Below are 11,352 nucleotides of genomic sequence, written 5' to 3'. Positions count from 1 at the left end.
AAAGAAAAAGGATTGAGTGCGCTCGATCCTTTTTCTTTAGAAAAGGGGGGACGATATGACGCGTAATTACGATGTGGACGCAATTAAGTCTCTGAAAGTGGAAATCAATCAAATGGATCCGGTGGATTTGGCGGATCGTTTGCAGGACATGGATCCCGTATCCGTGGCCTTGTGGCTGAAGCTTTTGGATAAGGACAAGGCGGCGGATACTTTCGCGGAATTGGACAGGGACACGAAGCGTCAATTAATCGACAGCTACACCGACGATGCCATACGAACCCTGATTCAGGAGCTCGACGAGGACGAGCTGGTGGATACCTTGCAGGAGTTGCCCGCCAATATGGTGCGCCGCCTCATGGATGAATTCGTCACCGGCGACCGTCGGGTGATCGTCAATAAATTATTAGGCTATCCGGAAGACAGCGTCGGCGCCATTATGACTGTGGAGTTCGTCTCCGCCAAGGCCTCCGCAGGCATGGAACATATTTATCAGCGCGTTATGACGTCCAGTTTGGACGGGGACAAGCTAGAGCAAATTTGGATCACCGACGATTCTTTGATGCTTTTGGGCTACGTGTTCTTGGCCGACGTGTTGCGCTACATGGATCAGCCGGTAGAAGAGATGCTTAATCCCCTGCCTCGCACGGTTCAGGCTACGGACGATCAGGAAATCGTCGCAAAGCTCGCCTACCGCTACGACTTGTCGGAGATTCCCGTCACCGACTCCGAAGGGCGCCTCATCGGGACGGTTCCCTTGGAAGATGCCGTCGATATTATGCACGAAGAGTACGAAGAAGACTTGTCGAACATCCACGGGATTCAAGAATCTTCCGACGACGTCTATTTGGATCGCTCCATCTTCGCCATCGCAAAAGACCGCACCACCTGGCTCATTATCTGTTTGATCACCGCCACCATGACGGGCTTTATCATTCAGCGCTACGAATCCCTTTTGGCGGCCAGTGTGGCCCTTACGGCCTACATTCCCATGCTCATGGACAGCGGCGGAAACGCGGGGAGCCAATCCTCCACCACGGTGATTCGCTTCCTCTACACCGGCGACATCGGCTTTTCCGACACCCTTCAGGTCATGTGGAAAGAGGTGCGCGTCGGCTTTATTACGGGTAGTATTCTCGTGATCGTAAACTTTATCCGCATGACTCTTTTAGGACCGGAGACCCTGCCTGTGAAGCTCACCGTGTCTCTGACCCTTTTAATTACGGTTATGCTTTCGAAAATGGTCGGGGGCATGCTGCCTTTGATCGCCGACAAAATCCACGTGGACCCGACGGTCATGGCCGGGCCCATTATTACGACCTTGGTGGACACCTTCGCCCTTCTCGTGTATTTCGAGGTGGCGAGCCATTTGCTGAGCGTCTTCTGATTGTCGACTGAAAGGAAAGCGAGGTGCCCATGGTAAAAAAAGCATTGATCGCTTTGGGTATTTTAATAGCGGCAGGAGCGGCCTTTATCACCTACGCCTTCTCGCCGACGCCGGATTTTATGCGCAATCAAACCGTGGACGGCGTGTGCATGGATGCTGTCGTGGCATGGGACGAGCGCAAACCCATTATCCGCACCTTTAAAGAAAAAGACTATCTTGACTTAACGGAGAATCAACTGGCGAAGGTGCAGGATACAATCGGCGGAAAGATCGAAGGCGACATTCCCTGCATCAAATTAAATAAAAAACCGCGGATCTTTTTTCAATTTGAGAAAGACGAAAAGCCCGTGAAGCCTGAAAAGATTAGCATGAAAATCATCGCCCACGCATCCCATTACGACGATCCCGAGAAGACGCGGATCATTACAGGCGAGCCTAAAGATGAAGGGGACCTGGGCTTCAGCTACACCACCAAGCGTTACAGCCGTCAATACGAAAAATACTTTCTGGAATACCTGCAGGTGGAAGTGCATTACACCGTGGACGGAGAAAACTACATTTCCACCTTCGGCGCCTTCCAAGGCAATGGGGATGACGGCACGAGTTTTTTCGAAAACGAAACATTAAATGCGCCGGTGGAACCGGAATAAAAAAGGCCCTTCGTGAACTGACCCCCAAAAGTTGGACCAAGAAATCCAACCTTTGGGGGTCTTTTAATGGCAAAATACAGTTATGAATTTAAAAGGAAAATTGTTGAGGAATACTTGGGCCGCAAAGCAGGTTATAAAACTCTGGCTATGAAATATCAAATTGACCATTCGCAGATCAGACGCTGGGTGAACAATTACAAACATTTTGGCGATGAAGGGTTAATGCGCTCTAGAAATAAACGTGCGTACAGTGTAGAGTTTAAGTTAGAAGCCATCACACGCTACGAAACGAGCGAATGCAGCTACCAACAATTGGCCCTTGAACTCGGTTTAACAAATCCATCCATGATTGTTAACTGGCGCAGGAAATACCGAGAGGAGGGCATTGAGGGTCTGCGACCACACAAGCGAGGGAGACCTGTGACGAAGAAAGACGACCGCAATCAAGCACCAAATCCTTCAAAGTCGAGTGAAGATCTTGATGCTTCCACACGAGAGGCATTGGAAAATCGCATCAAAGAATTAGAAGCTGAGAATCGGAAACTTACCATTCAAAAAATGTTCTGGGAGCAATTAAGGAGTTTGGAGAGGGAAGAAGCAACGAACAAAAGGCGAAGATCGTCGCCAAACTCCGAGAACAATTCCAACTAACCGAGATCCTCGCCGCCATTAACTTTCCAAAATCCACTTTCATGTATTGGCAGAAAAAGTGGAACGAAGAAGACAAAGACCAAGCCTTGAAAGACGAGATCCTGGCCATACGGCGCGAACACAAAGACTACGGCTATCGAGGGATCCATCTGGAGCTGAAGAACCGGGGAGGGGTGGTGAGCAAAAAGAAAATTCAACGACTGGTTCAGGTCATGGACCTGTATAATCTTGAAATCATCAGCTACATCCTTTCGCACAACCCAACGGCGTCACCATGCGGCAAGGTTTAGAAGAAGCTATCAAGCGCACCGACACCTGCCCCTACCGCCGCACCTTCCACTTCGATCGCGGTTGGGGTTACCAAATGACCGCCTATCAAGCCATGTTAAAAAAACATCTCATCTTTCAAAGCATGTCGAGAAAAGGCAACTACTACGACAACGCACCCATGGAAAACTTCTTCAGTGTACTGAGAAGAGAAATCTACGACGGTCACATCTACCGGAGCCGACAAGAACTCGTGCGTTCCATCGAACGTTTTATCCACTACTACAACAACGATCGAATTAAAGAAAAGTTAGGAGGATTGAGTCCGAAGCAATACCGTGAACAGATGCAATCTGCATAGAATGAATGTTATGTAAAACAAAATCGAGCAAGCGAAATGCTTACTCGATTAAGTCCAACTTTATGGGGTCACTCTACCGTGAAGGGTCTGTTTTTAATATAAGAGTTGATACATGAGAGGGTTAAAATGAAGAGTGTTTTGATTATAGAGGATAATAAAGAAATTTCATCACAAATGGAAAAGTATTTAGTTAATAATGGTTATGAAGTAGAGATTGCATCATCTTTTTACGAAGCAAGCTATAAGATGAATGTAGACATGGATGTGGCACTACTTGATATAAATCTACCAGATAAAGACGGTCAACATTTGATAGAAAGATTAAAAGATAAGGACATAAGAGTCATTGTAACAACAGTAAAAAATGATGAAGATTTTATAATTGAATCTTTAGATAAGGGAGCAGATGATTACTTAACAAAGCCATTTTCCCTTGCAATATTAAGGGCAAGAATTGATGCGGTATTAAGAACAATACCTCTAAGTCAAGACAAAATAATTACTTATAAGGATATCAAAATAGATTTAAATGATTCAAAAGTTTATTTTAAAGATAAGCAAATAGAATTAACTCCACTTGAATATGAAATCCTAGTCCTATTTATTAAAAATCCTCAACGAGTTTATACCAGAAGTCAACTGTTAGAAATGTTTTGGGAAGATAGGGATAAATTTGTAAATGATAACACCCTCACATCAACTATTAAGAGAATCAGAGAAAAGCTTGATAGGGAAGTTATTTCTACTGTTAGAGGAATTGGATATAGGATGGATTAGATGATGATATATGTATTTTGGATAATAAGTCTGGGACTTCTTTACTATATTTTAGAAAAAAGGAAGAAAAATAGGATAAATGAGCTTATAGATTTAATAGAAAATATGAAAAACCAGGACTACAAAATTCCTATGAAGCAAGATGATTTTTCAATTTTGGAAGATAAAATTTATAAGCTTTTTATAGAAATAGTAGAAGCCAAGGAAACAAGCAGAAAAAATAGCGAAAAGCAAATCGAACACCTAGAAGACATCGCTCATCAAATAAAAACTCCAATTACTTCTATGCTTTTTTCTATAGAAAATTTGGAGATGGACTTTCCAGCTAATGAAGATATAGAAATTTTAAAAAGACAAACTATTAGATTAAACTCTCTATCAGATATTTTGCTCAAACTTTCAAGCCTTGATGCCAACAAAGATCTTATGAAAAAAGAAGAAATTCGTTTAGATGAATTAGTGGCTTATGCTTTAGATAGTTTAGATTTAAGGAGATCTACTAATGCAGAAGTAGCAGAAAGTTTAAAGAAAAATAGTATTTATGGAGATTTTTATTGGCTGGCAGAAGCTTTCATTAATATTGTAAAAAATGCTGATAATAGACCGACTTGTGATAAAATCCTGGTTTCATCATACAAAACCCCCATCTATACATGCTTAATCATTGAAGACAATGGCGGAGGAATTGCAAAAGATAATATCAAAAAAATCTTTAAACGCTTTTATAAAACGCCTGACTCAAATGGTTTTGGCATAGGACTTGCTATGGCAAAGACAATTGTCGAAAAAAACAACGGGGAAATCTCTGTTTCAAATATTGATGGTGGAGCAAGATTTGAAATTAAATTTTACAATGTCACCTAAAAGTCACTTTACTTTCATATGCTTACCTTGACACAAGAAAAAGGAGGCAGTTATGGAAATATTAAAAGTAGAAAATCTAAGAAAAGAATACGGCGAGGGTAATTCTAAGGTCATTGCCTTAGACGGTGTTAACCTTGAAATTGAAAGAGGAGAATTTGTTGCCATTGTAGGGCCGAGTGGCTCTGGTAAATCAACACTTCTACATATCATAGGAGGAGTGGATAGCCCAGATGATGGTAAGGTTTATATAGATGGTAACGACATCTCAAAGTATTCTACAAAAGAATTGGCCTACTTTAGAAGAAGAAAAGTTGGACTAATTTATCAATTTTATAATTTGATTCCAAATTTAACCGTTAGACATAACATAGAACTTCCACTAAAACTAGATAAAAGAAAAATAAATAAAGATGAATTTTCAGATATAGTAAAAAAACTTGGTATAGAAAGTAAACTTGACTCTTTTCCAAGTGAACTTTCAGGAGGTCAGCAGCAAAGAGTTGCCATAGCCAGAAGTCTTATCTACAATCCATCTATAATACTAGCAGATGAACCAACAGGTAATTTAGACAGAAAAAATTCTAAGGAAATTATAGAAATCTTCAAATATTTTAACAAAACCTTAAAACAGACGATTATCCTAATCACCCATGATGAAGAAATAGCCTTACAAACAAATCGTATTATTACAATAGTCGATGGAAAAATTGTAGGAGATGAAAGAAATGAATAAGAAGAATTTTCCTATTTTTATTTCTTTATTTATTGTAAGTTTGTTTTTTACTGTGGTTTTTTATTATGGTTATACAATTATTAAATATAATGATGAAAGTTTCATGACCGTAAATTTTTATGATGCAGAACTTGAAGGGAACTTAACAAGTAATGATATTGAAAAAATAAAAGATATTAATAATATAGAATTTGTAGGTGAAATGTCCATAAATCCTGAATCGGCAAAGTACAAGAATGATTTGATTGCCGTAAATTATCAAGATAATGATATAAATAAAATGAGAGAGCATTCAGATTTACTTGAAGGACACTTTGCTAAAAGTGATGGAGAAATAGTATTATCGAAAAGTCTAGTCGAAAAAAATAAGCTAAAATTAGGAGATAAAATACAGCTTGATTTTGGGCATAGACTAATAGAGGGTAAGGAGATAGATGCCATAAGTACTTTTACTGATAAGGAGTCTTACAATCTTAGTTTTAGCAAAGACTTTGAGCTGGTTGGAATTTATGAAGATGTCTATAATAAATACAGTAGAGTTAATTATGCTTTAGCACTGAAAAATGAAGAGGATCCAGGCAAAGTAGTTTTAAAGTTTAATTCTTTTGAAAAGGCTTATGATAACAAAGTAAATCTACAAAATGAAATCAATAAAAAATTAGGTAGAGATGTTCCCTTAACTTTCAATTCTAATTTAATAGATTATTACGGTGTTGAGTATGACTTTCCCCATAATATTTTAACTGAATTAGGAACCATTCTTTCTGTAATAGGGGCTATATTACTATTTGTATTTTTTGTAAAAAATATATTCAAGGTGTGGGCTTTTAGGAAAATCAAGGAACTTTCTGTATATAAGTCTATAGGCACTACGGATTTTCAGATATACTTGTTACTATTAAAAGAAGGTATTTTCCTATCTGTTCTACCTATATTAATTGGTCATATCTTTGGATACTGTCTTATCTTAAAATTGTTTAGGCATCTTGAGATTGATCAAGGGGTCGAAAACTTGGTATCTAGTTATTTCAGTCCTTTACTTAGCCTAGCGATTGTTACAGTAGCTCTTTTAGTAGTAGTATTTTCTATTATTCAACCAGCAAAGAAAGTTTCAAAAATATCTATTATTGAAGGTATAAAGGGAAATTTAGACTTTGATAGCTTTAAGAAAAAAAGATCTAGGAATTTATGGAAAGAATTAAAATTAAACAATCTTGATAGTATTAAATCACAGCGTTATATTTCTGCTATTGGTGTCATTACTATTTCTGTTTTAGTCATTATTATTACAGTGACTAAATATAACAGAGATTTTTCTTACTATGATGCAGGGTACAATGTAATAGCTAATTATTATAGTGAAAATAAGAAAGTTCCTAAAGTCTTTAAAGAAATTCAGCGAGAAATTCCAAATAATAAGTCCTATGTTTCAAAAGAAAGTTATATTCAGGTAGATAATGATTTAGAATTGTCCAAAGAAGCTATTAACATGTCTCTAGATCAAAAGTTAGAGTATTATTTGAAAAAGAGTCATTCAAGCCAGTTGAATGGGATGCTTATAGCTTTAGAAGATGAAGACTTTAGTAAATTGGGAGCAAGTAAGGGTGATTTTATTCTTTATAATATGGTACAAGAAGACCCAAACACTCCAGTAGCTAAAGCAAATAAAATACCATATTTTAATAATCCGAAAGATATAAACTTCCAGATAGGGGAAAATTTTCGAAAAAGTATAAAAATTTCTAAAACTATAGAGGATTTAGGAAACTATGATTCAATAACTTTACCATTTTATGTAAAAATCTACACAGATTTCGATACCTTCTTCCAACTTATGGATGAGTCAAAAGATGAAGAATTTATTAATGCTCCGTATGTATTAAATGTGAATGTAAAAGACTCGGATATGAGAAATGTAAAGGATTATTTGGATAATAAGATAAGAGAATCGATAATGCCAAATGAAAAGTACGATATTAACACAAAAGCAGATATTGAAATGAATCGAAAAAGTGATCTAGAATCTTTAAAGAAAGTCGCATTTGCGATGGCTTTCATTATTTTTATTCTTAATGTGACAAATGGTTATTCATCCATTAATTTAAGTCTCATGAGTAGAAAGAAGGAAATTGGCAGCCTTTATTCATGCGGTATGGACGTAGATGAGTTAAAGAATATTTATCGAAAAGAGTTTATAGAAGAGCAAATAAAATCATTTATTGTTGCCGGAATAACCACATTAGTAGTCATGTTTGTAATATCTCGTATAGCTCCTAATTTTAGCCTTAATGTATTAATAAGATATTATGACTATAAATTGTTTCTGGGATTTTCTTTAATAGTATATTGTATAAACTTACTAATCTATCACTTCTCCTTAAAGAGAATTTTAGACAGACCGACGATAGATTTAATTCGAACAATATAATTTCAAAGTAAGAGAATAGTAAGAGAATAGTATGAAGAAAAATATCAGTAAAAAATTATTTCTACTTGGACTCACGATTTTTGCGATTTCCTACCTACTGCCAATAGACATCTTTGAAAGCTATACAAGTCTAAGACCAACTGGACTCACATCCATGCTTGTCTGCCCAATTATTGGACTAATAGGTTTAATATTTGGGGTAAAGGAAAATGACAGATTATTTATAGTGCTGAATATTATGTTAATCTTATTACTGCCTATAGCAATGTTTGTAGGTCATGTCATAGGTGTATAATTAAATTAGGATTCTAGGCTATATTTTAATGATGGAGGGTGACAAAGGAAATGACAGAAAAAGTAATTTTAGAAACAAAGAACTTAACAAAAAAATATAAACACAATACTGCACTTAATAATATTAATTTAAAACTAGAAAAAGGTAAAGTTTATGGTTTTATTGGTAAAAATGGTGCAGGTAAGACCACATTTATAAGAATTATTACAGGACTAGCTTTTCTAACTAGTGGAGAATTATCACTTTTTGGAAACTCAAGAGAAAAAGAACTACAAGAAGCTAGAAGAAAGATAGGAGCATTAGTTGAAGGCCCTTCCTTATATCCTTTTATGAGTGCTAAAGAGAATTTAAAGGCTCAACAAATTCAGTTAGGAAAAGAAGATGAACGTGAGATAGGTGAACTTTTAGACCTTGTTGGACTTAGCGGTGTTGGAAATAAAAAAGCACGTAACTTCTCTTTGGGAATGAAGCAAAGACTTGGAATAGCCATGTCCCTTATAGGAAATCCTGACTTTCTTATTTGGGATGAGCCGATAAACGGTCTAGACCCTGAGGGAATAAAAGAAATTAGAATCCTTATAGATAACCTAAATAAAAATAAAGGTAAGACTTTCTTAATTTCAAGCCATATTTTAGGAGAGCTTGAGAATACTGCGACAGATTTCATTTTAATAGATGAAGGAAACATCATAGAAGAAATATCTAAAGACGAACTTTTAAATAAAAGAAAAGATTATATTTATATAGTTACTAGTGATAACAGTAGGACAATCAGCATATTAAAAGATAAATTTCCTGATGTAGGAATAGATATAGAGGGAGAACGTATATTAATAGAAAACTTCAATGAGAATATTGATGATTTATCTATCTTGCTTACTGAAAATCAAATCAACATAAGAGAAATGCGTAGCGAAAAAGAATCACTAGAAAACTATGTATTTGCAAAGATGAGGCCACAGTTATGAAGGATATACTAAAATCAGAATTTTATCAAATAAGAAAAGATAAAAAAAACCTATTTATTTTGATTGTATCCTTAATTATAAGCTCTGTTTTACTACTAGATAGCGATATTAAGGATGGGGCAGAAGCTTTATATCAAACTCTCTACAATACATCTCTAGTTTTTATAGTTGTGAATGTGTTTATTTCTTTATATATTGGTGATAATTTTTCTGAAAGACAAATTAATAAATATATTGTGTCAGGCCATAAGAGAAAAGATGTAGTATTTGCCCAGAGTGTTATCTCTATATTTTTCTCTAATTTGATTTTAATATTACAACCGCTTATTGTAACTATTATCTATACATCAATAAAGGGCTGGGGTCAAATGTACTCTTTATCACAAGGGATAACTATTATATTAATGAGTATTTTATTAAATAGTGCTTCTATAAGTGTAATCATGTTCTTAGCAATTTTATTAAAAAAACCAGGCACGATACTAGTAGCTTCAACTGCCTTGTATTTTTTAACAATATTTTTGTTAAATTCACAAAAGGCTTTAAGTTTTGCGCATATACTCCCACTAGGACAAGCAAGGCTCCTAATAGAAAATACAACAGGAAATATTGAAGCCTTATTGGTTGCTATAAGTTATTTATTAATATTTAATATCTTGATAGAAAGATATTTTGAAGAATGTGATTTGAAATAGGAGGATAAGATGAAAAACTTGATTAAAAAAGACCTATATCAAATAAAACATAATAAAATTATACTCATCTCCTTTTTATCCATTATACTAATGGGGGTTTTTGGTGCGGAGAGCTATATTTTAGACTTAAAAAGTAGTAAAGATGCCATAGGAATATTTGATGCTATGGTATTTGACTCCACAATAATAGTGATTTTAGCAACACTTATAACATCAACATTATTGGGAATAGAATTTAAAAATAGAACTATAAATAACGATATCTATTTTGGAAACATTCGAAAAGATATATTTATCTCTAAAATCATAAGTTGCCTAATCATTTATAATTTACTCATCATAACTTTTCCTTTAGCAGGATGTATACGAATGATTCCAAAACTTGGATTTCCCATTAGTATGACAGGAGGGATAGCTCACATAATAAAGATAATTCTCTACTCCATTCTGTTAAATAGCGCCATGTTCTCTGTGTGTATATTTATTTCTTTTTTGTGTAGGGATATAGGAAAGACATTAAGTTTGTCAGCAACATATATTTTAGCATTTTCCTTATTAATGGCTTATGGAAAACCAGAAGGCTTATTTGATAAAGTGAAGATATTAAACTTTATTCCACTAATAGAAATTAGATATGTTCTTTATGAGAATTTAAGTGCTAATAATCATATTATGATTATTATTAGTGCTTTGATAATCTTCATATTTTTTACTATGCTGGCGAGTCATGCTTTTAAGAAAGTAGATTTGAAATAGAGTTAAAATTTTGAAATTAGTTTTAGCCTAATACCAAATTTTATCCATATCGATTACTCAAGCCATGCGAAAAGATTGGTACTTCTTGAGACTAAATAATAAAGTATAATAGGAATAAAAAAGATAGAATTAAAAGAAATAATAAGACAGAACATTAAAAATGCCATCACAGGTGACGGAGGTAGGCAGATAGAAGAAATAGACAAAGAAATGCTGGCGGTTCAAGAAGAGCTTTTAATAGTAGCTAATGCCAAGAAAGACTACACAGACCTTGCAGACAGAGTAGAAGAGTTAAGAAATGAAAAAGAAAAGATACTCCTTGAAATGGCGGAAGAGAAGAATGAACAAAGCAGACTAATGGAATTAGAAGAGTTTTTAGACAATCAAGAATTAGAAATAGAAAGCTATGATGAAGAATTGGTAAGGAAACTAGTGGATAAGATAGTGGTTTATGATGAAATGCTTAAAGTAATATTCAAGTCTGAAATTGAAATTGATATCGACAAATAGCAGATCCGTAATG

14 protein-coding genes are annotated in these 11,352 nt (G+C 35.4%); all 14 read left to right on the top strand.

Features of this window, described 5'->3' with window-relative positions:
- The first annotated feature begins 55 nt into the window (after positions 1-55).
- Entirely contained in the window at positions 56-1,384 is a 1,329-nt protein-coding gene (gene mgtE / locus OCV31_RS02160) for a magnesium transporter (RefSeq protein ID WP_148472193.1), read from the top strand.
- Positions 1,385-1,413: 29 nt separating this feature from the next.
- Positions 1,414-2,034 (top strand): hypothetical protein, encoded by a 621-nt coding sequence (locus OCV31_RS02155; RefSeq protein WP_148472191.1) that lies wholly within the window; start codon positions 1,414-1,416, stop codon positions 2,032-2,034.
- Positions 2,035-2,100: 66 nt separating this feature from the next.
- Positions 2,101-2,685, top strand: a complete 585-nt coding sequence (locus OCV31_RS02150; protein WP_148472189.1) for a helix-turn-helix domain-containing protein — start codon at positions 2,101-2,103, stop codon at positions 2,683-2,685.
- Positions 2,686-2,726: 41 nt separating this feature from the next.
- A complete protein-coding gene (locus OCV31_RS02145) occupies positions 2,727-2,975 on the top strand; it encodes an IS3 family transposase (protein WP_148472187.1) in 249 nt (82 codons plus the stop codon).
- On the top strand, positions 2,960-3,313 hold the full coding sequence (locus OCV31_RS02140) for an IS3 family transposase (RefSeq protein ID WP_148472185.1): 354 nt from the start codon (positions 2,960-2,962) through the stop codon (positions 3,311-3,313). The genes OCV31_RS02145 and OCV31_RS02140 overlap by 16 nt, the downstream gene beginning before the upstream one ends.
- Positions 3,314-3,439: 126 nt before the next feature.
- The gene (locus tag OCV31_RS02135) at positions 3,440-4,090 is read left to right on the top strand and encodes a response regulator transcription factor (protein WP_148472183.1); all 651 of its coding nucleotides are present in this window, start codon (positions 3,440-3,442) and stop codon (positions 4,088-4,090) included.
- Between the two features lie 3 nt (positions 4,091-4,093).
- Positions 4,094-4,954, top strand: coding sequence for a sensor histidine kinase (locus tag OCV31_RS02130; protein ID WP_148472332.1), 861 nt, complete (start codon positions 4,094-4,096; stop codon positions 4,952-4,954).
- Between the two features lie 52 nt (positions 4,955-5,006).
- On the top strand, positions 5,007-5,687 hold the full coding sequence (locus tag OCV31_RS02125; protein ID WP_148472180.1) for an ABC transporter ATP-binding protein: 681 nt from the start codon (positions 5,007-5,009) through the stop codon (positions 5,685-5,687).
- Complete coding sequence (locus OCV31_RS02120) at positions 5,680-8,115, top strand: ABC transporter permease (RefSeq protein ID WP_148472178.1); 2,436 nt, start codon at positions 5,680-5,682, stop codon at positions 8,113-8,115. The genes OCV31_RS02125 and OCV31_RS02120 overlap by 8 nt, the downstream gene beginning before the upstream one ends.
- 31 nt (positions 8,116-8,146) lie before the next feature.
- Entirely contained in the window at positions 8,147-8,410 is a 264-nt protein-coding gene (locus OCV31_RS02115) for a hypothetical protein (RefSeq protein WP_148472176.1), read from the top strand.
- Positions 8,411-8,460: 50 nt separating this feature from the next.
- Entirely contained in the window at positions 8,461-9,378 is a 918-nt protein-coding gene (locus tag OCV31_RS02110; RefSeq protein ID WP_148472174.1) for an ATP-binding cassette domain-containing protein, read from the top strand.
- Entirely contained in the window at positions 9,375-10,073 is a 699-nt protein-coding gene (locus OCV31_RS02105; RefSeq protein ID WP_148472172.1) for an ABC transporter permease, read from the top strand. The genes OCV31_RS02110 and OCV31_RS02105 overlap by 4 nt, the downstream gene beginning before the upstream one ends.
- Positions 10,074-10,082: 9 nt before the next feature.
- Positions 10,083-10,829 carry an ABC transporter permease gene (locus OCV31_RS02100; RefSeq protein WP_148472170.1) on the top strand — a complete coding sequence of 249 codons (747 nt, stop codon included), beginning with the start codon at positions 10,083-10,085 and terminating at the stop codon, positions 10,827-10,829.
- 210 nt (positions 10,830-11,039) lie between these two features.
- The gene (locus OCV31_RS02095; protein WP_267303746.1) at positions 11,040-11,339 is read left to right on the top strand and encodes a hypothetical protein; all 300 of its coding nucleotides are present in this window, start codon (positions 11,040-11,042) and stop codon (positions 11,337-11,339) included.
- The last annotated feature ends 13 nt before the right edge of the window (positions 11,340-11,352 follow it).

Origin of the sequence: Aedoeadaptatus acetigenes (assembly GCF_025566985.1) — a bacterium.
Taxonomy (GTDB): Bacteria; Bacillota; Clostridia; order Tissierellales; family Peptoniphilaceae; genus Aedoeadaptatus; species Aedoeadaptatus acetigenes.
Note: the sequence above shows the minus strand (reverse complement) of the source record. Positions and strands in the feature narration are given on the sequence as shown.